This window comes from Companilactobacillus halodurans, from assembly GCF_009600995.1.
GTDB classification, from domain to species: domain Bacteria; phylum Bacillota; class Bacilli; order Lactobacillales; family Lactobacillaceae; genus Companilactobacillus; species Companilactobacillus halodurans.
This window is the reverse complement of record NZ_VDFO01000011.1, coordinates 23,479-46,907: the sequence shown is the minus strand read 5'-3', so window position 1 is coordinate 46,907 and position 23,429 is coordinate 23,479. Positions and strand designations below refer to the sequence as shown.

Below are 23,429 nucleotides of genomic sequence, written 5' to 3'. Positions count from 1 at the left end.
ATTAATTATGACGAAAACATTTATTAATTTAAACTTGTTCGATGGCGTTAAAAATGAAATTGTGAAAAACAGTTATTTGACGGTTGACGACAAGGGAAAAATTTTGGCAAAGGGCATTGGGACTCCTGATGATTCTTATCAAAAAGTTGATTTGAAAAATAAGTTTGTTATGCCTGGTTTAATTAATGCACATACGCACATTATGATGAATCCAGTTACAAATAAATTGGAATATCTTTCTGAAGCTGAGGTTACATTTACAGCTTTGAAAAATTTGCAGACGTTGTTGCATGCAGGGGTCACTTACATCAGAGATTGCGGTTGTCCGTTTGATGTCGATATTAAATTACGTCGTCTTCAAGAAGATGGACAATTAGGAGGAACTGAAATTTTGCCCTCAGGTCGACCAATGACGATGACTGGTGGTCATGGAGATTTTAAAGAAGATTTAGACGGTCATGTAACTTGGGGTCATTTGGTTGATTCACCATATGAGATGAGAAAATCAGTTCGTCAGGAATTTAAACTTGGAGCTAAGAATATTAAAGTTATGGCAACTGGTGGCGGGATGTCTTCAACCGATCAAGTTGACGATACCGAGTTAACTGAAAGTGAAATTCGTGTAGCTGTTGAAGAAGCCCACACCAAACACATGACGGTAGCGTCACATGCTCAAGGCAACAATGGGATTCAAATTTCCCTAGATGCTGGAGTTGATTCAATCGAGCATGGTATTTATGTTGATGAAAAGCAAGCAGAGTTTATGAAAGAACACAATGTTTATTTGGTGCCAACCTTGAATGCTTGTGCAGGAATCGATAAGTATGGTGTCGGTAAGATACCAGATTATATGATTAAAAAGAATGATATCGTTAAGAAAGATTTCTTCAAAAATATCGGTATGGCTTTGAAAAAAGGTGTGAAAGTCGTTGTTGGAACTGATGCTGGTACACCATTCAATAGTTTTGAAACTGGTACGACCGATGAATTGGAATTGATTGCAGGACTTGGTGTAAGTCCTTATCAAGCCTTGCTTGGAACGACTAAATATGCGGCTGAATTATTGGGAATTACTGATAATTATGGAAGTCTTGATGTGGATAAGTTTGCTGACTTTTTAGTTTTGGATGAAAATCCACTGGAGGATATCAAAGCTGTTCAACAAAAAGATAAACAAGTCTATAAAAAAGGACAATTAGTCAAATAAAAATTTTCTGTAAATTCTAGAAATAATTTTCAATATTTTGTATAATGAATACAGATATTACAGGTTGGGCTATGACAGAGCATATTGTCATAGCTCATTTTTTTTGGAATTTTCCGTTAAAAATGGGTAATATTAAATATATATCTAGAAAAAAGAGGCAAAAACGTGGAAGATAGAGTATCAACACGTGTAAAATTATCGATTTTAGCGGTTGGATTATTGTCATTTACCGGAATTTTGATTGAAACTTCAATGAATGTAACCTTTCCAACTTTGACTAAGGAATTGAATGTCAGTTTAGGGACCGTGCAGTGGTTGACGACTGGATATTTGTTGCTAACAACCATTGTCATGAGCACAACGGCTTACGTGTTAAAAAAGTTTCATCCGTTGAAAATTTTTATTTTTGCGGCTTCACTATGTTTAGTGGGAACGCTGGTTTGTTTGTTCTCGCCAACCTTTCCAATTTTAATGGCAGGGAGACTTTTGCAGGCGATTGCGACTGGATTGTCAACTCCATTAATGTTTAATTTAATTTTTGAAGAGATTCCACCAGCTAAATTAGGACTTTATACAGGATTAGCTGGAGTGGTGATTTCTTTAGCTCCAGCTTTAGGACCAACTTATGGAGGTATAATCAATCGACTTTGGACTTGGCGTGAGATTTTTGTTGGCGTGATTCCTTTGATTGTAATCTTATTTATTCTTGGATGGTTTACTGTTCGAGGCAAAGTCAGGGGTACAGAGGGAATTTCCTTTGATTATTTAAGTGTTGTCTTTTTGGCAGCAATCTTTTCAATGGTTCTCTTTACCTTTGACCAGGCAGGTAAACATGGCTGGACTTCAAGCCAATTCATCTTGTGGATTATTGCTTCGGTTGTTGTATTCTTGCTTTTTGCTTGGTACAACAAGAAGAGTTCTCGTCAATTGATTGACTTTTCAATTTTGAAATTACCAGTGCTTCGTTTAAGATTATTTGGTTATTTTAGTTTGCAATTCATCAATATTGGTTTGTCATTTGTTATTCCAATTGTTGCGCAAACAGCATTGAAGATGAATTCAGCTCAAGCAGGTTTGACTTTGTTGCCGGGGTCATTATTAGGTGCTTTATTAGGGCCAGTTGCTGGTACCTGGTATGATAAAAAGGGTGCTTTGCCACCTCTTTTGACTAGTGGAATTTTGATTACAGTTGGTTCAGCATTATTTTGGATCAATAGTGATAACTTATCCTTTGTCACTATCACTTTGATTTATATTGTGGTTAGATTAGGCTTTAACTTTGGTTTCGCTAATTCATTATCTGATGGTAGCGTTCAAGTTACTGGTAGAAAAAAATCTGATCAAAACTCGTTATTTAGTATGATGCAGCAATACGCTGGTTCATTAGGTACGAACGTTTTATCAGTCGTTATTTCAGCGGTGGCTTTGACTAGTGGTACAAATGATGAGGTCATAAATACCCTCATGGGTGCTAAACTCGACTTTATTTTGTTGACCGTTTTGTCAGCTTTAGTCTTGTTATCGGTGATTTATATTTATTACAAATATGAAAAAAAGAATAATTAATTTTTAAGTCCTGACTTTTAGAGAATCAGGACTTTTTTTAGTGTCGACAAAACTGTTACAAAGAGTCTTGATTTGTTAAAATAGTAGTAGTTAATTTCGGTTTTATTGGAGAATATATGTCAGAAAATAAAAAATTACTTTTAATAGATGGAAACAGTGTCTCGTTTCGAGCATTCTTTGCAATGCACAACGTTTTAGACAAATTCGTCACTGGTGAGGGAATCCATACTAATGCCTTGTATGCCTTCAATAATATGTTAGAAATCATCTTAAAAGATGAAAAGCCAACACATGCTTTAGTAGCCTTTGATGCAGGGAAAACGACCTTTAGAACAGAGATGTTCAAAGAATATAAGGGTACACGTGCTAAAACTCCACCTGAATTGATGGAACAATTGCCTTTGATTCAAGATTTATTGAATTATCGAGGAATAAAAACTTATGAATTGCCAAATTATGAGGCAGATGACATCATCGGAACTATGTCTCATAAAGCCGCAAATGAAGGCATGGATGTCACGATAATCACAGGTGATCGGGATTTGACCCAATTATCAACTGATAAAATTACCGTTAAAGTCAATGTTAAGGGTGTCACTGAAACGGAGAGCTACACTCCAGAACACGTCAAAGAAAAATTAGGAAACACACCCAAACAAATTATCGATATGAAAGGCTTGATGGGAGATAACTCCGATCATTATCCTGGGGTCGAAAAAGTCGGTGAAAAGACCGCTATCAAATTAATCAATCAATATGGCAGCGTTGAAGATGTTTATGACCATGTTGATGAGATGAAAAAAAGCAAATTAAAAGAGCATCTAATTAACGATAAGGACAAAGCTTTTTTAAGTAAGAAACTCGCCACGATCGATTTAGATGCTCCAATTGAAATTGGTTTAAGCGATGTTGAATATCATGGCGATAATCAAGAACAATTGATGCAGTTTTATCAAAAGATGAATTTCAAATCATTTTTAGATCGAATGGATGCACCAACAAAAGATTCGACAGCTGAATTAGCTGACCTTGATGTTAAGGAATTAAATAAAGCAAGTGTCGAAAAATTAGTTCAAGAAAATCAAACTTTAACGTTGATTGTTGAAGGTTTTGGCGATAACTACCATACTTCGCCAATTATTGGTCTAATGATATCTGATGGGAAAAATTACTATGGAACGACTGACTTTTCTATTTTGGAAAATGAAGCTTTGAAGGCTTGGTTAGCTGATAGTTCTAAGGAAAAGTATTTGTTTGATAATAAGGCAACGATTGCGATGTTGCATCGCTATGGCTGTGAAATTGATGGCGTGACGTTTGATATGCTGTTAGTCGCTTACTTGTTGGATTCTAATGATAATAAGCAAGACATCGGACTCGTTGCCAGAAATTACAATATCAATTTACCAACCGAAGATGAATTTTATGGCAAAGGCGTCAAAAAAGCTGTGCCAGAAGATGATGATTTATTATTGAAATTTTTAGCTCAAAAAGCTCAAGTTATCGATAAACTCAAAGATAAAATGATGGCTGAATTAAAGGACAATGATCAAGATAGTTTATACGATGAAATTGAATTGCCATTGTCTAAAGTCCTAGCTGAAATGGAAATCAAGGGAATTACTGTTCAAGCATCGAAATTAAAAGAGATGGAGAATACCTTTGGTGCCAAATTAGCTGAGATTGAAAAAGATATTTATAAAGATGCTGGGAAAGAATTTAATATCAATTCACCTAAGCAACTGGGCGTCGTCTTGTTTGAAGACTTAAAACTGCCAGTTATTAAAAAGACTAAAACTGGTTATTCAACGTCAGTCGATGTCTTAGAGAAATTGAAAGATAAATCGCCGCTGGTTCAAAAAGTCTTAGATTATCGTCAAATTTCTAAGATTCAGTCAACTTATGTTGTTGGCCTCCAAAAATTCATTCAACCCGACAACAAGATTCATACGATTTACTTGCAAACTTTGACGCAAACGGGTCGTTTGTCATCAATTGAACCTAACTTGCAAAATATTCCGATTAGAGTTGACGAAGGTAAAAAGATTCGTAAAGCCTTTGTTCCTCAACATGATGATTGGGAGATTTTCTCAGCTGATTATTCTCAAGTTGAATTGCGTGTGCTAGCTCATATTTCGGGAGACGAGCATATGCAAGAAGCCTTTAAAGAAGATTACGATATTCATGCTCACACTGCTATGCGTATCTTTGGCTTGAATAGTACTGACGAGGTAACTCCGAATATGCGTCGCCAAGCTAAAGCGACTAACTTTGGTATCGTCTATGGAATTAGCGATTATGGGCTATCTCAAAATATTGGTATTAGTCGAAAACAAGCTGGAGCTTTTATTGATTCTTATTTTGAACAATATCCTGGCGTTAAGCAGTACATGGATGATATCGTTAAGTATGCTCGTGAAAATGGCTATGTTGAAACAATTATGCATCGTCGCCGTTATTTGCCAGATATTCATTCAAAGAATTTTAATGTTAGAAACTTTGCTAAAAGAACCGCTATGAACACTCCTATTCAGGGAAGTGCGGCTGATATTATTAAGGTTGCTATGATTAATATGCAAAAGATGCTTGAAAAAGAGAAATTACAAGCTAATTTATTATTACAAGTACATGATGAAATGATTTTTGAAGCTCCAAAATCAGAAATTGAGACGTTAGAAAAATTAGTACCAAGCGTGATGGATTCGGCAGTTAAGTTGGATGTTCCTTTGAAGGTCGAAACAGCTCATGGAAAAACTTGGTATGAAGCAAAATAGGTGATAAGATGCCAGAAATGCCAGAAGTTGAAACAGTTAAACGTGGTTTAAATGCCCAAGTAAAAGGGCGCAAAATTATGCATGTTGAAATACGTTATCAAAATTTAATTACTGGGGATGTTGAGCAATTTATTGAATTTGTGACCGGCAGCACCATTACTGATGTGGGTCGCCGAGCAAAATTCTTGTTGATTCATTTGGATAATGGTTATACAATTATCAGTCACTTAAGAATGGAAGGCCGTTATCGTGTTTCGGCTGATCCTGCAGCAATTGATAAGCACTCTCATGCAATTTTTACATTAGATAATGGTCAAAAAATGATTTATAATGATGTTCGAAAATTTGGTAGGATGCAACTGTGGCCAACCGATGATTTACAAAATAATAAGTCGATTCAAAAACTTGGGCCAGAGCCACTATCAAGTGAATTCACTTTTAAAAATCTCAAGCCTAGAATTATGCGTCATCGAAAAGATATTAAAACTGTTTTATTGGATCAATCTGTAATGAGTGGTCTAGGTAATATTTATGTCGATGAGGTACTTTGGAAAGTAAAAATACATCCTGAAACTCCCGCAAACCATTTAACGGATGAAAATATTCAAGCCATTATTGAAGCTTCCAACGAAGAAATGAAAATGGGAATTGAGTCTGGTGGTTCAACTGTTCGATCTTACGTCGATGCCACAGGTCATACAGGACATATGCAAGACCGCTTGAAAGTCTATGGCAAAGAGGGAACTCCTTGTCCAAGATGCGGTACAGAAATTAAAAAAATTAAGGTTGGCGGACGTGGAACGCACTTTTGTCCATATTGCCAAGTAGTCCAATGAGTAAGATATATGGTTTTACCGGCGGTATTGCAACAGGTAAGTCAACAATTTTAGATTTGTTTTTAAAAAAGGGTTATCAAGTTTATGATGCTGACAAAATTGCTCGTGAAGTAGTAGTCCCAGGTTCAATTGGTCTACGTCAAATTGTTGATGTTTTTGGAGAAGATATTCTAAAAAAAGATGGAACTTTAAACCGAAAAAAATTAGGTTCGATTGTTTTTGGCGATTATCAAAAATTGAAAAGCCTCAATAAGATTACTCGTCCTTTGATTAAGAAAAGAATTTTAAAAATTATATCTGAAACTAAGAATTCAAAAAGTGCAACCATCAGTATTTTCGAGATACCCCTTTTGTTTGAAGGCGGGTATCAAGCTTATTTTGATGGTGTAATCAGTATTAATATCAAACCACAAGTCCAATTGAAACGACTTATGGAACGTAATGGTTTGAGCAAAAAAGTTGCTTTAGAGCGAATCAATTCTCAAATGTCGATGGATGAAAGAAACCAAAGAGCGGATTTTATTATCGATAATTCCAGTGATTTAGATCATCTGCAAGTAGATTTTGATAAGTTGATATCACAACTTTAATTAAGAAAAGAGGTTAGAATCTTGATTTGTCCACATTGTCATCATGATTCATCAAAGGTTATTGACAGTCGTCCCAGTGATGAAGGACGTGCTATTAGACGTCGACGCGAGTGTGAAAATTGCGGTACAAGATTTACGACGTTTGAAAGATTAGAAAAATCACCACTTTTAGTTATTAAGAAAAATGGCAATCGCGAAGAATTCAGTCGTGAAAAGCTTTTACGTGGTTTAGTTAGAGCTGCTGAAAAGAGACCAGTTACGATGGACCAAATGAACGATATCGTTGATAAAGTTGAAAATGCGATTAGAGCAACTGGTGAGAGCGAAGTCAGATCACAAGTTATCGGTGAACATGTGATGAAGATTCTAGCTAAAGTTGACGATGTAACTTATATTCGCTTTGCCAGCGTCTATCGTGAATTTAAGGATATGAATGGTTTTATGAAAGAAGTTCAAGAAATGATGTCTAACGGTAAAAAGTTGGATAAGAAGTAAGGGGGCGTGCCGGTGTCTACAGGTAATTTTGCATCAGATAAGTTTACGCCACTAGTAGGCTATTGGTGTCTACCCAATGGTCATCTAAACGATGATGATCGACATATTTTAACAGATTTATATTTACCAATTTTAGGGATTGAGGCATTCAGTCTCTATTTGTTGTTATGGGAGAAAGTTCCCAATAAAGAATTGGTAACGCAAAGAAAGCCCCACGCCGATTTGTTGGGGCTTTTAGGCATTGATTTAAGACGGTTTTATGAGGCTCGAATCAAAGCTGAAGCTTTAGGTTTAATCAGGACATTTGAAAAGAAAGATGATTTGGGACCGTACTATGTTTATCAACTGATAGAACCATTATCACCTGATGAATTCTTTAAGGATGACTTAATGAGCATTTTTCTTTACGAACAAGTAGGTGAGAAAAAGTATCATTTATTGGCTGATAAATATTCTCACTCTGATCTTGTTTTGAAGAATTCCCAAGAAATCACAAAAGACTTTCTAGAAGTTTTTCAGTTGAGCAATAATGATTTGATCAACACGCCTTCAGAAGTTAAGAATACTCAAAATAGTTTCCAAACACAGCCTTCAAAGAAAAATCCATCTTTAAATGAGAAAAAGATGGAGCCACTCGACTGGGAATTAATTACGGACCGTTTGCAGCAATCTTATCGAATCAGTTCCGATAATGTCTTAGAAAATCAAGAATTGATTTTGAATTTGCATGCCTTTTATGGACTAGATGAAATGACTTTGATCAATTTGATTGGGAAAACATGCAATATCGTGACTAATAAGATTGACCCAACAAGACTCAAAAAATCAGCTCAAGACCGTTTTGAAAAGAATGTCAATATTTCTGTAAAGAAGCAGGCTTTGGAAGAAGTTTCGAGTCCTAAAGAAGATGAAAATGCGTCAACCAAGAATTGGAATCGTGCTGAGCAACAAATTTTACAACAAGCTAAAACCATGACCCCAGCAGACTTTTTAGCTGCTCAAAAACAAAAGAGCGGTGGTTTTACTGGTACAGTCGAATCAAGGGCATTACGAAATATGGCAATGAAAAGTTATTTGCCAGTTTCCGTATTGAATATCATGGTCTATTATATTCTGCAAAATTCACCAACATTAACGCTGCCTTTGATGGAGACAATGGCTAATGATTGGCAGCAAAATAAGGTTCAGACGGCTGAACAGGCTTTGCAAAGAATCAATGATTTTCAAACCAAGCCTCGTAATCCCAAACGACATTTCAATAACAATAAAAATCGTAAAGTTGAACAAGCTACTGATTGGAGTAAAGTTAAAGCAAAGGTTCCTCAGAATCAAAATACTCAAAAGAATCAGACTAATCTTCAAGATAGACTAAAACGATTAAGAAATAAGGATAATTAAGCATGGAAAAATTAGGAAGCAGATTGGCAGAATATTTAAATTCAAAGAATTTGACGGAGGATTATCGCCGTCTTCTTAATGCAGCTTTAAAAGACGAAGATGTTCAAAAGTTTTTGAAAAAAAATAGCGATGAGATTAATCCCAATGCTATTTCTACCAGTGCTGCTAGCATTTATGAATTTTATAATAATAAGCACCATAAAAGTGAATTGACTCAGGGCTATTATCCTAAATTGATTGTCAGCAACCACAATATTGAAGTTGCCTATTATCCAAATGAAAAATTGCAAAACCGCGAGAAAAAAGATCAATATGAGTCTGGATTTGTTTTGATGGATATGGCTTCTGATATTCGGAATGCTAAATTGGACGATTACAGCGGTCAAGGTCGAGAGGATGCTTTGAGTCAAGCTCTAGATTTCATTGATCATTATTTAAATCAAAAAAAATTTATTCCTGGTTTATATTTGGCTGGTGATTTTGGCGTTGGCAAGACGTATCTTTTGGGAGCAATCGCAAATGAATTATTTAAACATGATGTTCATACGACCCTGATGCATTTTCCTACTTTTGCCATTGAAATGAAAAATTCAATTGGAACTAATAGCGTTTTAGAAAAGGTCAATAAGATTAAAGATGCTGAAATTTTAATGCTTGATGATATTGGTGCTGATTCAATGTCTAGTTGGATTAGGGATGAAGTCTTGGGAGTTATTTTGCAATATCGAATGCAAGAGAATTTACCAACTTTCTTTTCGTCGAATTTTTCCATGAATGAATTGGAAAAGCACTTGTCGATAAACCAACGAGGTGAAGAAGAGCCAGTTAAAGCTAAACGAATTATGGAGCGAGTTAAGTATCTATCTCGTGAAGTGATCGTGACTGGTCCAAACAGAAGATTTCAAAAATAGCTTGCAATAATAAAAAATTAATGTTTAAATGAAGCCAATGAAAGATAACACTTCGGTTCTACTCAGGGAGGGTACGATTACTGGAAGCTTACCCATTACTGGAGTTACCATTTTCGTTTAAAATTGTATAATTGTCAGTTACTTTATAACTAAATGAGAGAAAACTGTTATTTGTTGTACAGTTTTAAACTGGGTGGAACCGCGCGAAATACGTCCCTGAAGTATATGCATATTTTTGAATATGTTTATACTTCAGGGACGTATTTTTTTGTTATCAAAATTTTAGGAGGATAGGTCTATGTCAAAAATCAAATTAACATTCCCAGATGATTCAGTTAAGGAGTTTGATCAAGGCACAACTACTTTGGACGTTGCTAAGTCAATTAGCACATCATTGGGCAAAAAAGCTGTTGCTGGTAAACTTAACGATACATTAGTCGATCTAAAACGTCCCATCAAGCAAGACGGTAAGATTGAAATTATCTCAGCTGAAGATAAAGAAGATGCACAAGAGGTACTTAGAAATACTGCTGCTTTGGTATTCAGTGCTGCAGCTAAGAACTTTAAATCAGATCTTCACTTCGGTGAAAAACAATCAAACAGTGATGGTTTCTACGTTGACACTGATAGCAAGTCAGGACAAATCAGCGTTGATGAATTAAAAGAAATTACTGCTTTGATGAATAAAATCATCAAAAACAATGATGAAATTAAAAGATCAATGATGGACAAGAAAGACCTTGTAGAAATGTTCAAAGATGATCCATACAAGTCATCATTGATTGGTGCTATTGAATCAGTCCAAATTCCTGTTTATGAGTTGGATGGATTTGTTGATTTCGGTTACGATGCAGTTCTAGTAAATCTTAGTGCTTTGAAACACTTTGAATTGCTTTCAGTTGCTGGTGCTTACTGGCAAGGTAAGTCAAGTAACCCAATGCTTCAAAGAATTTATGGTACAGCCTTCTATGAAGAAGATGGCCTAAAAGCTGACTTGAAGCGTCGTCAAGAAATCAAAGAACGTGACCACAGAACTATTGGTCGTGATCTTGACTTGTTCTTCGTTGATCCAGAAGTTGGTGCCGGTCTTCCATATTGGATGCCAAATGGTGCAACAATCCGTCGTGTTATTGAAAGATACATTGTTGATAAGGAAGTTGCTTGGGGTTACCAACACGTTTATACACCAATCCTTATGAACTTAAATGCTTATAAGACTTCAGGTCACTGGGCACACTATCGTGAAGACATGTTCCCACCAATGGATATGGGTGATGGCGAAATGCTAGAACTTCGTCCAATGAACTGTCCTTCACATATTCAAATTTACAAGCACCACAACCGTTCATACAGAGATTTGCCTCTTCGTATTGCTGAATTAGGTATGATGCACAGATATGAAAAATCAGGTGCGTTGAGTGGTTTGCAACGTGTTCGTGAAATGACATTAAATGATGGTCACACATTCGTTGCTCTTGATCAAATTCAAGAAGAATTCAAACGTACACTACAATTGATGGTTGAAGTTTATAAAGACTTCGATATCAAAGATTACTCATTCCGTCTAAGTTACAGAGACCCTGCTAACACAGAGAAGTACTTCGATGATGATGAAATGTGGGATAGATCACAATCAATGCTTAAGGGTGCTATGGATGACCTTGGTCTTAAGTACTACGAAGCTGAAGGTGAAGCTGCATTCTATGGTCCAAAACTTGATGTTCAAACAAAGACAGCTCTAGGTAATGACGAAACATTGTCAACCATCCAACTAGACTTCATGCAACCAGAGAAGTTCAAGTTGACATATGTTGGTTCAGATGGTGAAGATCACCGTCCAGTTATGATTCACCGTGGTATCGTTTCAACTATGGAAAGATTTATTGCATACCTAATTGAAATGTACAAGGGTGCATTCCCAACATGGTTAGCTCCAACACAAGTAAGAATTATTCCAGTTAATGATAAACTTCACTCAGATTATGCAAATGATGTTCTTTCAGAATTACGTGCTAAGAATATCCGTGCTGAAATCGATGATCGTGATGAGAAGATGGGTTACAAGATCCGTGACGCTCAAACAATGAAGATTCCTTACACAGTTGTTGTTGGTGATGATGAAGTTAAAGATGCTACCGTTTCTGTAAGAAAGTACGGTCAAGATGATTCTTCATCAGAAAATGCTAAGATGTTCATTAATAGTGTTGTGGCTGATATTAGTAATTTCAGTCGTGAAGATTAATAAAGTCAAATAAAAGTTAAATTTTTTAAGCCTAACCACGTAAAAAACGTGATTAGGCTTTTTTTAATTGAATTAAAATTTGTTAAAGAATGAGCAATCTAAGCTGTTTGACATGTTTATACATAAAAACTAGTTTCAAAAATTTCAGTCAATTTTTGAGAATTAAATTAATTAAAAAAAGGACCAGAGGTACTTTTTAAATTTAAATAGTATCTAAAAGGCGATATAGCAACATTGTTCACGATTTATGAACAGTTGTTTATTTATATTGATATAAATATAACAATTATATATTAATCAAAAAGTGATAATTGTGAAATCAAAGTTTTTTTGGATTTCTGGAAGCCAATCTTACCAGTGGATACCTCCAAAATCCCAGTTTGTGAAGTAAAAAAAGGCGTTGCCAGCTCTTTTTGTAAGCGTTATCATGCATTTGTAAGGAAATAGTTATAGACTTCACAAAGGGAGCGTGTGAGTATGCAAATTGGTATTATTAAGGAACAAAAAGAAGGAGAAGGCCGTGTAGCGGCTACTCCAGAAAATGTTCGTAAAATGGTCGATGCCGGAAATGAAGTTCTTGTTGAAAAGAACGCCGGAGTTGGTGCTGGATTTTCTAACGATGAGTATGTTGAAGCTGGTGGTAAACTAGTTAGCCATGCTGATGGTTGGAAAGCTGATTTAATCGTTAAAGTTAAGGAACCAGATCCAGAAGAATATCAATACTTTACAAAAGGCAAGATTGTTTGGGGATTCCAACACTTGGCATCATCTAAACCAACAGTTGAAGCTATGATGAAAGCTGGAACAACAGCTATTGGCGGCGAAACGATTGTTAAAGATGGCAAGTTGGAATTATTAGCACCTATGAGTGCTATTGCCGGTAGAAGATCTGTGATTATGGGAGCTTATTATCTTGAAGCTCAACACCAAGGACAAGGAATTCTATTACCAGGAATTCCAGGAATCGAAGCTGGTAACGTAGTTATCTTTGGTGGTGGTAATGCTGCTACAAATGCTGCTGAATTAGCTTTAGGTATGGGATGCTCAGTTGTAATCATTGAATTAAAGGATGAACGTATCAAAGAACTTCAAAAGAAGTTTGCTGACCAAAACTTCCGTGCTGTTAAATCAAATGAAGAAAACTTGGCTAAAGAAATCAAAGATGCTGACGTCTTTATTTCAACAATTTTAATCCCAGGCTCAAAACCACCTAAGTTGGTTAAAGAATACATGATTAAATCAATGAAACCAGGCAGCGTTGTTGTTGATGTCGCAATTGATCAAGGTGGAACTGTTGAAACAATTGACCACCCAACAACAATTGATGACCCAATCTTCGTTAAAGATGGAATCATTCACTATGCTGTTCCAAATCAACCTGGTGCTGTACCACGTACAGCTACAATGGCTTTGGCAAAAGGCAATATCGATTACTTATTGGAAATTGCTGATAAGGGAATTGATCAAGCAATCATGGATGATGATGCATTAGCTTCTGGTGTAAATATTTATGAGGGTAAAGTTACAAACAAAGGCTTAGCTGATTCATTAGATGTTCCATTTACAGATTTGAAAGAACTATCCGTTAATTAAAATAAAAAATTGGTGAGGTAGAAAAATGATTAAAGGCGTAAATGTTAATACTATGGTAGATATTCACGATATCCAAGAGGCTCAGGCTATTGTTGGTAAATATGCCCGTAAGACTCCTTTAGTACAATCAATGTTTTTGAGTAGAAATATTGTTGGTGGCGATGTTTTCTTAAAGCTAGAAAACATGCAATTGACTGGATCATTCAAATTCAGAGGCGCTAACAATAAAATTAATCATTTAAGTCAAGAAGAGCGTGACCGTGGCGTTATTACAGCATCTGCTGGTAACCACGCTCAAGGTGTTGCTTTAACAGGTCACCTTCTTGGAATCGACACAACAGTTGTTATGCCAGATGAAGCACCACAAATGAAACGTGATGCAACACGTGGCTACGGTGCTGAAGTTGATATTCACGGAGCAACTTTTGATGATGCCCACGAATGGATGCGTGAACGTGCTGAACGTGAAGGAAAGACAATCGTTGATCCATTTAATGATAAATATGTTATTGCTGGACAAGGAACAATTGGATTGGAAATCCTAGATGATATTTGGGATGTAGATACAGTTATCGTTCCTGTCGGCGGTGGCGGCTTGATTTCAGGTATCGCAGTTGCTTTGAAATCATTTAATCCATCAATTCACATTGTTGGTGTTCAATCAGAAAACGTTCACGGCATGTATTCATCAGTTAAAGCTGGTAAGATTACAAAACATCACGATGACTTTACACTCGCTGATGGAACGGATGTTGCTACACCTGGTGACATTACATTCCCAATTGTTAGTCAATTAGTTGATGAAATTGTTCTTGTTAATGAAGATGAAATTGCTGGAGCAATGAAAGACTTGCTACAAAGAACAAAGGTTGTTGCTGAAGGTGCCGGTGCACTTCCAGTTGCAGCTCTTGAATCACATAAGATTGATGACAGATGGCTCAAGAATAAGAAAGTTGTTGCTATGGTATCTGGTGGTAACGTTGATTTGGGCCGAGTATCAGAAATCATCGACCACTTCTTCAAACCAGTTGAAGCTGATGGGGGAATCGGCTAGACAGAACTTTTGAAGACAACAAGAGATGCTGCATCCTGAGGTGCAACATCTCTTCTTTTTTAAAAAACGAAAATGGATGTTTCTCTTTGTATTGGAGGTTAATATTATGGGCGATCAAGATACTGGTTTAAAGAAAACAATTGGCTTCTTTCCCGCCTTTGCAACCGTAACTGGAACTGTTATCGGTACTGGAGTTTTCTTCAAAGCTTCAGCCGTTACCAATTACACTGGTTCCGTCAGTTTGACGATGCTGGTTTGGTTGATAGGTGGAATTATTACCATTTGTGCTGGTCTTACGGGAGCCGAATTAGCTGCAGCATATCCTGAAACAGGTGGTTTAACAAGATACATTGAACATAGTTATGGAGGATTCTGGGGCTTTATGGCTGGCTGGGCCCAAGCAATCATTTATTTCCCAGCTAATGTTGCCGCTATCTCAATTGCATTTGGGACTCAATTTGCACATTTGTTCACACTCTCGAATGCTTGGATAGTTCCGGTAGCAGTTTTAAGTGCACTTTCAGTTACATCCCTGAATTGGATCAGTGCTAAAGTTGGTGGACGCGTCACTTCAATTTCATTAGTTGCTAAACTGATTCCATTAGCATTGATAGTACTCTTTGGATTCTTGCACAAAGGACCGGTTGATTTCTCGCTGTTCCCTGTTGTTGCAGGTCCACATCGTAACTTTATTGCAGCCATTGGTAACGGACTCTTAGCTACTATGTTTGCTTATGATGGCTGGATTCACGTTGGTAATATCTCAGGTGAAATGAAAAATCCGCGTAAAGATTTGCCAAGAGCAATTTCTCTTGGGATTGCCGTTATCATGATAGTTTATTTATTAGTTAATGCCGTCTTCATGTTTGTTTTGCCTCTCGGCCAAATTTCCGGTAATTTGAATGCTGCTTCAGATGCATCAACTGCCATCTTTGGCGACATGGGAAGTAAATTAGTTACAATTGGTATTTTAATTTCTGTTTATGGTGGTTTGAATGGCTATACAATGACAAGTATGCGTGTTCCTTATGTTATGGGTAAAGAACACAAATTGCCATTTGGCGATACTTTTGCAAAATTAAATAAAGCAGGAATACCTTGGGCAGCCGGGGCTATTCAATTGGCCATTGCTTGTTTAATGATGCTATCAGGCCAATTTGATGCAATTACCAATATGCTGATTTTTGTAATCTGGATTTTTTATGTAATGGCGTTTGTCGCTGTTATTAAACTCCGTCACACAAAACCAGATTTGTATCGTCCTTACAAAGTTCCGCTATATCCAATCATTCCAATTGTTGCAATTATTGGTGGAACCTTTATTCTAGTCTGTACTTTATTTACTGAATTCTTAACAACTATGATTGGTATCGTTGTTACGGCTGTCGGTATTCCATTTTACTTCTACCTCAAAAAGAAATGGAACTTCGATGAAGTTGAAAATGATTCAAGCGATAAGAATGATGTTAAAAAGAATAAAAGTGACTTAAAAGAGGTTACTGAATAAAAATAAAAATTCTCGAATTTTTGGTAAAGCAAGTAAACTTACTAAATAATCCGAGGATTTTTTTATCTTGAAATGTTTGAATTAATTGATATGACAGTGCTAATCTAAATTCATCAGTTATTAATTGGAGGAATAGAATGAAAGCATTAACGATAAATTCAAATCAAAATAAAATTGAAGATATTAAAATATCAGAAATGGAAAAGCCCCAAATCCTAGACGATGAGATTTTAATCAAAGTGCATGCAGTTGGATTAAATCCTGTCGATTATAAAATGGCTGAGGGTCATAATCCTAATTGGAGCTATCCCCATGTCTTAGGATTAGATGCAGCCGGTGAAATAGTTCAGGTTGGTAAAACTAACCCTAAAGATTTTAAAGTTGGACAAAGAGTTTTCTTCCACGATGATTTAACAAAAAATGGCGTGTATGCTGAATACGCCAAAGCTAAGTATAATATAGTAGGAAAAATTCCAGATAATGTCACTTATCAAAGTGCAGCGGCAATCTTATGCAGTGGGTTAACAGCATATGCAGCTATTTTTAGAAAGATGAATTTGACTGGGAAAAAGACTATTTTAATTCATGCTGGAGCTGGCGGAGTTGGTAGTATTGCTATTCAATTAGCTAAACACCTTGGTTTGACAGTAATTACAACTGTTTCTGAAAAGAAAAAAGATTTTGTTAAAAAAATTGGTACCGATTATATTATCGATTATAAGAATCAGGATACTGATGAAATGATTAAGCAGATTACATCGGGTATTGGGGTAGATGTAATCATTAATGATGTTGGTGGAATTGAGTCTCAAAGGGATTTAAACCGCTTAGCTTATAATGGTGCTGTAGTTGATATTTTAAATGTCCCTGACATTATTCATTACAATTTGAGTGCAAAGGGACAAAGCGTTTTGAGTTTGAATTTAGGTGGTGCTCATCAAGGAAAAACACCGAGTCAATTGGATGATTTAGGCGTTATGGCTGATTCTTTAGTTAAATTAGTCAGTCAAGGTGTAGTTGATCCCTTGATAACAAAAGAAATCAGCTTTGCAGAAATTCCTGATGGCTTAGAATTATTAAAAAAACATCAAACCGTCGGTAAAATCGTTGCGACTGTTTGATGTTTTAAGTTAAATAAATTTAGTTATTAAATATATGGAAAAGTACTTTCTGATGAAATATTAGTTGTCTCTGAATTTTCACCGTGGGCAAGTATTTGACCATCTATTTTGATATTATGAACGATTGCACCACTGTCAGCGACAAGGGATGTGATCTGTTTACCAAAAGTTTCAATGTTTCCGTGAATGTTTAATTTTTTGACTTCACCGCCATTTTTGATACTAAGAGCATTAGCAGGAAGTTTAACGTTGATTCCTTTAACGAGTGAATTACCAGTATCTCCATTGGTTTTGATATCTCCATCGATAAAAATCGAACCAACTTTTTTGGAAATTTGAATGCCGATGGAGCCATCGCCAAATGTATTAATGGAAGAAAAGTGTCCTTCTTCCAAAGTTCCATCATATTGATTGTAGGCTCGAGCCCCAAGTCCATAAGTTTCGATTGGAGCTTTAGCAGTGAAAGTTTTGAAAGTGCCAAAATTAACGAAGCCGATTCCAGAAGGTCCGTAAGAAGTGACGGTATCGTTTACGACCCAGTTGTCGACTTCTCCCCAAGCGTCAAGTACCATGTCATTGACGCCGTAAGTAGTAGTTTTTCCGCTTTGAATTACAGAACTTGCATAGGCACCATTGACAATAAAAATAGCACCAGTGATCAAGTCGGCAACGCCAAAGGGAATTTTACCAGTTGAATGAACCTCATTTGTTTGCAGCTCTTTGACTTTGACTTTTCCACCATTGTCGCCAAAACCAGCGATGAAAACGCCTGAACCAAAGACAGGGTTATTTTCTTGTCCAATAGAAATATCTGTAGCTTCAATTGTCAATAAACTAGAACTATCTGAATTAAAATTGTAAATTGTCAAAGCACCTTGCAAAACATTAACCCCATATTTTTGTGGTTGTTCTAAATAATGTCTGGCATCGGCTTGAAGAATGTTGATTTTATTTAAAATTAAATCTGCGGTTTTAGTGGGGGACTTTGCAATGAATGAAAATTGACCGGAGAGCGTTAAATTTTTAAATTCAAAATGGCCTAAATCTTCTGAAAAGCTCGCAGAGAAGATAGCTCTTTTTTCACTAGGTGCTAAAATTGATAAGTCAGAAATTTGGTTGTCTTGTGTCACGCCAATTCCATCGCTATCTTGAAAAATTAATGCAGGCAAGGATTTATTTTCTTGAGGAATTCCAACTAATTTAGTATTTGGAGATATAATCAGTGGATAATTAACGGTGATATTTCGTTTGATTTCTATTTTGGGCTCATTTGTTGAAATTGCTTCAACTAATTCAATGAAATTATTTACTTTACTCATGATTTCTCACATCCTAATTTATAATAACTGTATTTAAATACTCTTTTCATAATTATTCCAGCTATCATAATTCCTTTTGAGAAATGAAAATGTTAAAATTAAATAAGAGACCAACAGAATATTAATATACCAAGCTTTATAGATATAAAATGTATTGAACGGTAGTCGAATCGTCTAGTGAGAGTTGTAGGCTTGATTTTACTTTGAATAAAAGTATTGACACTTACATGATCTATTGATATAGTTAATAACTGTTGAGATTAAGCAGAAGCGCCCGCTTCTCACCTATGCATTCGCCTCTAGGTTAATACGATTGCGTAAATATATAGTGGGCATGCTTGTGCAGCCCGCTTTTTTTGTGGGTTAAATTACTTCGGAGGTGACTACTCATAGCAAGAGAATTGTTAATAAATGATCAAATACGTGCAAAGGAAGTACGTTTGATTTCTGAAAATGGCGATCAAGTTGGTGTAAAACCAAGGGCAGAGGCACAACGTTTAGCTGAAGCCGCAAATATGGATCTAGTCCTTATGTCCCCAGGTGCTAAACCACCTGTTGCCAGAATTATGGATTATGGTAAATATAAGTTTGATCTTCAAAAGAAGGATCGCGAAGCACGTAAAAAACAAAAAACCGTTAGTCTTAAAGAAGTACGTCTAAGCCCAACTATTGAAGAGAATGATTTCAATACCAAGCTTAACAATGCTCGTAAGTTTTTAGCTAAGGGTGATAAGGTCAAAGTTTCTCTTCGCTTTAGGGGTAGAGCAATTACTCATAAAGAGATAGGTAAGGAAGTCTTAGACCGTGTCGCTGAGCAGACTAAGGATGTTGCTACAGTAACAACCAGACCTAAGATGGATGGACGTAGTATGTTCTTGATGCTTGATCCAATTAACGCTAAAGATAACAAAAAGAAGAAATAGTGGAGGGATTTTCATGCCTAAACAAAAGACACACCGCGCATCAGCAAAGAGATTTAAGAAAACTGCTAATGGTGGTTGGAAGAGAATGCACGCTTATACAAGTCACCGTTTCCACGGTAAGACTAAGAAGCAACGTCGTCAATTGGCTAAGCCAGGTATGGTTAATGCAAGTGATATGAAACGTATCAAGCAAATGTTAGCCACATACTAATTTGCCACACTAATTATTAAGTCTTTATAATAAAAAGGAGGAGTCATTATGCCACGTGTAAAAGGTGGAACAGTAACTCGCAAACGTCGTAAGAAAGTTTTAAAATTAGCTAAGGGATATCGTGGATCAAAACATATCACTTTTAAAGCAGCTCATACTCAAATAATGGTATCATACCGTTATGCATTCCGTGATCGTCGTCAAGTAAAACGCGATTTCCGTAAATTATGGATTGCAAGAATCAACGCTGCTGCTAGAATGAATGAAATCAGCTACAGCAAATTGATGCATGGCTTGAAGTTAGCTAATGTTGACATTAACCGTAAAATGTTGGCTCAAGTAGCTATCGAAGATCCAAAGGCATTCACAAGTTTAGTAGATACAGCTAAAAAAGCTTTAGCTTAAATTTAAAACGTAATTTGGATAACCCCAAATTACGTTTTTTTACTAAATAGCAAAGTAAACGAGGATTAAAAATGTTTAAACCATATATTATGCTAGATAAGATCACTGATATCGATGTCGATTCTCTGAAGAAATTGCACATCACGACCATTATGACAGATTTGGATAATACCCTTTTGCCTTGGAATAGTGATAAATATGACTTATCGTTACGTAAGTGGCTCAATCAAATGGCCAAGAATAATATTGAAGTTATGGTTGTTACCAACAACAGTTATGAACGGACAGAAAAAGCCGTCGAACAATTGCCAGTTAGTATCGTTGCCAGAGCTGTTAAGCCTTTGCCTTTTACAATTATGAGACATTTAAGAGAGAATGGTATTAACAAAGAAAACGTCTTGTTTGTCGGGGACCAAGTGATGACAGATGTTTTAGCAGGTAATGGGGCCGGTTTAAAGACTGTTTTAGTCAAGCCATTAGTTAACACTGATGCGAAAAAAACACGTGTTAATAGATTTTTTGAACGTCCAATTTTAAAAGCAATGCAAATGCGTGATAAGAATTTATATTGGAAGGACTCATTAAATGACAGAAAGTAATGAGAAATTATACTGCATCGGCTGCGGTGCTCAACTTCAAACAGAAGATAAAGACAAGCCCGGTTTCGTGCAGGCATCTACTCTAAAAAAGTACACAGAAGATGATTCAAAGGAACTCTTATGCAAAAGATGCTTCCGACTTCGTAATTATAATGAAATCACTGACGTTGATGTGTCAGACGATGACTTCTTGAAATTGCTCGACTCAATTTCTGCAGAAGACGCCTTGGTAGTTAACGTAGTTGATATCTTTGATTATGAGGGTAGCGTCATTCCTGGATTGCAACGTTTCGTCGGCGATAAGAAAATCTTAGTCGTTGGTAATAAGGTCGACTTGTTGCCAAGCTCAGTTAATCAAAATCGCTTATTGAACTGGTTGCAACAAAAGAGTAAAGAAAATGGAATCAAGTCAGTTGATCAAATTATGGTTTCTGCAGTTAAAGGAACTAATATTGATGAATTGATGGAAATGATTGAGAAGTATCGTGATGGCAAAGATGTTTACGTCGTTGGAACTACTAATACTGGTAAATCTACTTTGATTAACCGTATCATCAGTTCTAATTCAGATATCAAAGATTTGATTACGACTTCTAGATTTCCTGGAACAACGTTGGACCGAATCGATATTCCTTTGGACGATGGACATAGTTTAATTGATACGCCAGGAATTATTCACCGTTATCAACTAGCCCATTTCCTAAATGCTAAAGATTTGAAGACAGTTACACCTAAGAAACCATTACGTCCAGCAACGTTCCAATTACGTGATGGCCAAACGATTTTTGTGGCTGGTTTAGCAAGATTTGATTTTCTAGACTACAAGACTAATGTGACATTTTATGTCAATCAAGGTTTGCCATTACATCGAACAAAGACCATTAATGCAGATGAATTTTATCAAAAACACTTAGGCGATATTTTAACTCCACCAACGGACGTTAAAGACTTCCCTAAATTCAAGAGTCAAATCTTTTCGGCACATGAAAAATCAGATATAGTTATCTATGGATTAGGTTGGCTAACCATTCCTGCAGGTACAAAAGTTAAAGCATATGTTCCTGATGGAGTGCATGTTTCGATTCGGAATGCGATAATTTAAGGAGAAACAATGATTATAAAAGGAAAAAAGAACCGTTATTTAAGAAGTCAAGCAGCTACAATGAAGCCTGTACTTCAAGTCGGTCGTGAGGGTATTAGTGATAATTTAATCAAACAATTTGAAATTTTGATTGAAAAAAATGAATTGATTAAAGTGTCACTCTTACAAAATACCATGGTTGAACCACAAGATTTAATTGAAGCTTTACAAAATGTTGACGATAGTATCGTTCACATTCAAACAATCGGTTCAAAGATGATTTTCTATCGAAAAGCTTCAAAAATCAAAAATCGTAAATACTCGGTTTAGTTAGAGAATATTTAAATTTAAGTGATGAAAATATGAATACTCAAAAACAATTATTAACTAAAGCTAAATTAGAATTTCACAGTAATTTACCAAAAAGACATATTGGAATCCTTGGTGGGACATTTAATCCCATTCATTTGGGACACCTATTAATAGCCGAACAGGTTTATGAACAGCTTTGTCTTGATAAAGTTTTGTTCTTGCCTGATAAGGTTCCGCCTCATCGAGGAGTAAAAAAATCTTTGCCTGATATTAATAGTGATGATCGAGTCAACATGATCAAATTAGCGATTAGAGATAATATGCATTTTGATTTAGATATGACCGATATAAAACGTGGTGGGATTAGTTATACTTATGAAACTATTAAGTTATTAAAAGACTTAAATCCCAACACAGAATATTACTTTATTGTCGGTGGAGATATGGTTGAGAACCTTCCTAAATGGTCCCATATTGATGAACTAGTTCAAATGGTTCACTTTGTAGGCGTTTGTCGAAAAGGTTTTGAAAAAAAATCGAAATATCCGATACTTTGGGTCAACACACCAGAACTAGAGATCAGTTCAAGTATGATTCGAGAACGGGTCAAAAAAGGACAATCGATCAAATATTTAGTTCCTGATGATGTGGCCTGGTATATCAAGGATAGGGGGCTTTATAGTGAATGATTTTAAGTATGATGACATAAAAAGCAATTTGAATCGTGACCAAATTTTAGATAGAATGCATGATACGCTTAGCGATTTTCGTTATACGCATTGTTTGCGAGTCGAAAAAGTTAGTCGTGGTTTAGCTGCTGAATTTGGTGGCGACGTAGAGCGTGCTGGCTTAGCAGGTTTACTGCATGATTATGCTAAAGAACGAAGCGATGAAGAATTCATTGATGTTATCAAGAGAAAAAATTTAGACCCAGAATTGTTGAATTATAATAATGCAATTTGGCACGGAATCGTTGGTGCTGAAATTATTAAAGATGAATTGGGTATTTATGATGAAGACGTGTTGAATGCAATCCGCAGACATACTGTTGGAGCAACAACTATGACGCAGGTTGATAAATGTGTATTCGTGGGTGATTTCATTGAACCAGAAAGAGATTTCCCTGGAATCAAAACAGCTCGTGCTTACGCTGAAAAATCATTAGATTCAGCCGTGGCTTATGAATTGAAGCATTCAATACAACACTTAGTAGAAAAAAATCGAGAAATATATCCAGCAACTTTTATTAGTTACAATTATTGGATAACAAAAGGAGACTTATAAT

At 36.0% G+C, this 23,429-nt stretch carries 22 protein-coding genes; 21 read left to right on the top strand and 1 reads right to left on the bottom strand.

Annotation, left to right across the window (positions count from 1 at the left end; genetic code table 11):
* Positions 1–7 precede the first annotated feature (7 nt).
* From FHL05_RS04175 to FHL05_RS04115, 13 genes are all read left to right on the top strand, one after another.
* Complete coding sequence (locus FHL05_RS04175; RefSeq protein WP_153522111.1) at positions 8–1,207, top strand: metal-dependent hydrolase family protein; 1,200 nt, start codon at positions 8–10, stop codon at positions 1,205–1,207.
* A 165-nt stretch (positions 1,208–1,372) separates the two neighbouring features.
* Positions 1,373–2,773 carry an MFS transporter gene (locus FHL05_RS04170; protein WP_162000202.1) on the top strand — a complete coding sequence of 467 codons (1,401 nt, stop codon included), beginning with the start codon at positions 1,373–1,375 and terminating at the stop codon, positions 2,771–2,773.
* 116 nt (positions 2,774–2,889) lie between these two features.
* Positions 2,890–5,547, top strand: a complete 2,658-nt coding sequence (gene polA / locus FHL05_RS04165) for a DNA polymerase I (RefSeq protein WP_153522109.1) — start codon at positions 2,890–2,892, stop codon at positions 5,545–5,547.
* An 8-nt stretch (positions 5,548–5,555) separates the two neighbouring features.
* Complete coding sequence (gene mutM / locus FHL05_RS04160; protein WP_153385867.1) at positions 5,556–6,383, top strand: DNA-formamidopyrimidine glycosylase; 828 nt, start codon at positions 5,556–5,558, stop codon at positions 6,381–6,383.
* Positions 6,380–6,973: a dephospho-CoA kinase gene (gene coaE / locus FHL05_RS04155; protein ID WP_153385868.1), complete on the top strand. Its 594-nt coding sequence runs from the start codon at positions 6,380–6,382 to the stop codon at positions 6,971–6,973. The genes mutM and coaE overlap by 4 nt, the downstream gene beginning before the upstream one ends.
* Positions 6,974–6,994: 21 nt before the next feature.
* Complete coding sequence (gene nrdR, locus FHL05_RS04150) at positions 6,995–7,468, top strand: transcriptional regulator NrdR (protein WP_153522107.1); 474 nt, start codon at positions 6,995–6,997, stop codon at positions 7,466–7,468.
* Positions 7,469–7,480: 12 nt separating this feature from the next.
* Positions 7,481–8,866 carry a DnaD domain protein gene (locus FHL05_RS12755; RefSeq protein ID WP_153385870.1) on the top strand — a complete coding sequence of 462 codons (1,386 nt, stop codon included), beginning with the start codon at positions 7,481–7,483 and terminating at the stop codon, positions 8,864–8,866.
* 2 nt (positions 8,867–8,868) lie between these two features.
* Entirely contained in the window at positions 8,869–9,777 is a 909-nt protein-coding gene (gene dnaI, locus FHL05_RS04140; RefSeq protein ID WP_153385871.1) for a primosomal protein DnaI, read from the top strand.
* Between the two features lie 298 nt (positions 9,778–10,075).
* On the top strand, positions 10,076–12,019 hold the full coding sequence (thrS, locus tag FHL05_RS04135; RefSeq protein WP_153385872.1) for a threonine--tRNA ligase: 1,944 nt from the start codon (positions 10,076–10,078) through the stop codon (positions 12,017–12,019).
* A gap of 477 nt (positions 12,020–12,496) precedes the next feature.
* On the top strand, positions 12,497–13,612 hold the full coding sequence (gene ald / locus FHL05_RS04130) for an alanine dehydrogenase (RefSeq protein ID WP_153385873.1): 1,116 nt from the start codon (positions 12,497–12,499) through the stop codon (positions 13,610–13,612).
* Between the two features lie 25 nt (positions 13,613–13,637).
* Positions 13,638–14,666 (top strand): bifunctional threonine ammonia-lyase/L-serine ammonia-lyase TdcB, encoded by a 1,029-nt coding sequence (gene tdcB / locus FHL05_RS04125; RefSeq protein ID WP_153385874.1) that lies wholly within the window; start codon positions 13,638–13,640, stop codon positions 14,664–14,666.
* A 106-nt stretch (positions 14,667–14,772) separates the two neighbouring features.
* Positions 14,773–16,173, top strand: coding sequence for an APC family permease (locus FHL05_RS04120; protein ID WP_153385875.1), 1,401 nt, complete (start codon positions 14,773–14,775; stop codon positions 16,171–16,173).
* A 137-nt stretch (positions 16,174–16,310) separates the two neighbouring features.
* Positions 16,311–17,294, top strand: coding sequence for a zinc-binding dehydrogenase (locus FHL05_RS04115; RefSeq protein ID WP_153385876.1), 984 nt, complete (start codon positions 16,311–16,313; stop codon positions 17,292–17,294).
* Positions 17,295–17,320: 26 nt separating this feature from the next.
* Here FHL05_RS04115 and FHL05_RS04110 read toward each other — a convergent pair whose 3' ends face one another.
* Positions 17,321–18,613 (bottom strand): hypothetical protein, encoded by a 1,293-nt coding sequence (locus FHL05_RS04110; RefSeq protein ID WP_153385877.1) that lies wholly within the window; start codon positions 18,611–18,613, stop codon positions 17,321–17,323.
* Positions 18,614–19,002: 389 nt separating this feature from the next.
* On the opposite strand from FHL05_RS04110, the gene infC reads away from it, so the two are divergent.
* The 8 genes from infC to yqeK all read left to right on the top strand — a co-directional run bounded on the left by infC (position 19,003) and on the right by yqeK (position 23,428).
* Complete coding sequence (infC, locus tag FHL05_RS04105) at positions 19,003–19,536, top strand: translation initiation factor IF-3 (RefSeq protein WP_162000204.1); 534 nt, start codon at positions 19,003–19,005, stop codon at positions 19,534–19,536.
* A 13-nt stretch (positions 19,537–19,549) separates the two neighbouring features.
* Entirely contained in the window at positions 19,550–19,747 is a 198-nt protein-coding gene (gene rpmI / locus FHL05_RS04100) for a 50S ribosomal protein L35 (RefSeq protein WP_057867869.1), read from the top strand.
* A 48-nt stretch (positions 19,748–19,795) separates the two neighbouring features.
* Positions 19,796–20,152: a 50S ribosomal protein L20 gene (gene rplT, locus FHL05_RS04095; RefSeq protein ID WP_025084494.1), complete on the top strand. Its 357-nt coding sequence runs from the start codon at positions 19,796–19,798 to the stop codon at positions 20,150–20,152.
* 71 nt (positions 20,153–20,223) lie between these two features.
* Complete coding sequence (locus tag FHL05_RS04090; protein ID WP_153385879.1) at positions 20,224–20,751, top strand: YqeG family HAD IIIA-type phosphatase; 528 nt, start codon at positions 20,224–20,226, stop codon at positions 20,749–20,751.
* The gene (gene yqeH, locus FHL05_RS04085; RefSeq protein ID WP_153522105.1) at positions 20,738–21,853 is read left to right on the top strand and encodes a ribosome biogenesis GTPase YqeH; all 1,116 of its coding nucleotides are present in this window, start codon (positions 20,738–20,740) and stop codon (positions 21,851–21,853) included. The genes FHL05_RS04090 and yqeH overlap by 14 nt, the downstream gene beginning before the upstream one ends.
* A 9-nt stretch (positions 21,854–21,862) precedes the next feature.
* A complete protein-coding gene (locus FHL05_RS04080) occupies positions 21,863–22,162 on the top strand; it encodes a YhbY family RNA-binding protein (protein WP_153522103.1) in 300 nt (99 codons plus the stop codon).
* 32 nt (positions 22,163–22,194) lie between these two features.
* Positions 22,195–22,833 carry a nicotinate-nucleotide adenylyltransferase gene (locus tag FHL05_RS04075; protein ID WP_153385882.1) on the top strand — a complete coding sequence of 213 codons (639 nt, stop codon included), beginning with the start codon at positions 22,195–22,197 and terminating at the stop codon, positions 22,831–22,833.
* Complete coding sequence (yqeK, locus tag FHL05_RS04070) at positions 22,826–23,428, top strand: bis(5'-nucleosyl)-tetraphosphatase (symmetrical) YqeK (RefSeq protein ID WP_337692547.1); 603 nt, start codon at positions 22,826–22,828, stop codon at positions 23,426–23,428. The genes FHL05_RS04075 and yqeK overlap by 8 nt, the downstream gene beginning before the upstream one ends.
* Position 23,429 lies beyond the last annotated feature (1 nt).

What these genes read in the sequence shown, in the direction of transcription:
- tdcB (WP_153385874.1), top strand. Translation starts at nt 13,638, where the DNA reads ATGATTAAAGGCGTAAATGTTAATACTATGGTAGATATTCACGATATC.
- FHL05_RS04120 (WP_153385875.1), top strand. Translation starts at nt 14,773, where the DNA reads ATGGGCGATCAAGATACTGGTTTAAAGAAAACAATTGGCTTCTTTCCC.
- FHL05_RS04110 (WP_153385877.1), bottom strand. Translation starts at nt 18,613, where the DNA reads ATGAGTAAAGTAAATAATTTCATTGAATTAGTTGAAGCAATTTCAACA.
- ald (WP_153385873.1), top strand. Translation starts at nt 12,497, where the DNA reads ATGCAAATTGGTATTATTAAGGAACAAAAAGAAGGAGAAGGCCGTGTA.
- mutM (WP_153385867.1), top strand. Translation starts at nt 5,556, where the DNA reads ATGCCAGAAATGCCAGAAGTTGAAACAGTTAAACGTGGTTTAAATGCC.
- FHL05_RS04080 (WP_153522103.1), top strand. Translation starts at nt 21,863, where the DNA reads ATGATTATAAAAGGAAAAAAGAACCGTTATTTAAGAAGTCAAGCAGCT.
- polA (WP_153522109.1), top strand. Translation starts at nt 2,890, where the DNA reads ATGTCAGAAAATAAAAAATTACTTTTAATAGATGGAAACAGTGTCTCG.
- rplT (WP_025084494.1), top strand. Translation starts at nt 19,796, where the DNA reads ATGCCACGTGTAAAAGGTGGAACAGTAACTCGCAAACGTCGTAAGAAA.
- FHL05_RS04115 (WP_153385876.1), top strand. Translation starts at nt 16,311, where the DNA reads ATGAAAGCATTAACGATAAATTCAAATCAAAATAAAATTGAAGATATT.
- yqeH (WP_153522105.1), top strand. Translation starts at nt 20,738, where the DNA reads ATGACAGAAAGTAATGAGAAATTATACTGCATCGGCTGCGGTGCTCAA.
- thrS (WP_153385872.1), top strand. Translation starts at nt 10,076, where the DNA reads ATGTCAAAAATCAAATTAACATTCCCAGATGATTCAGTTAAGGAGTTT.
- FHL05_RS04075 (WP_153385882.1), top strand. Translation starts at nt 22,195, where the DNA reads ATGAATACTCAAAAACAATTATTAACTAAAGCTAAATTAGAATTTCAC.
- FHL05_RS04090 (WP_153385879.1), top strand. Translation starts at nt 20,224, where the DNA reads ATGTTTAAACCATATATTATGCTAGATAAGATCACTGATATCGATGTC.
- rpmI (WP_057867869.1), top strand. Translation starts at nt 19,550, where the DNA reads ATGCCTAAACAAAAGACACACCGCGCATCAGCAAAGAGATTTAAGAAA.
- coaE (WP_153385868.1), top strand. Translation starts at nt 6,380, where the DNA reads ATGAGTAAGATATATGGTTTTACCGGCGGTATTGCAACAGGTAAGTCA.
- dnaI (WP_153385871.1), top strand. Translation starts at nt 8,869, where the DNA reads ATGGAAAAATTAGGAAGCAGATTGGCAGAATATTTAAATTCAAAGAAT.
- FHL05_RS04175 (WP_153522111.1), top strand. Translation starts at nt 8, where the DNA reads ATGACGAAAACATTTATTAATTTAAACTTGTTCGATGGCGTTAAAAAT.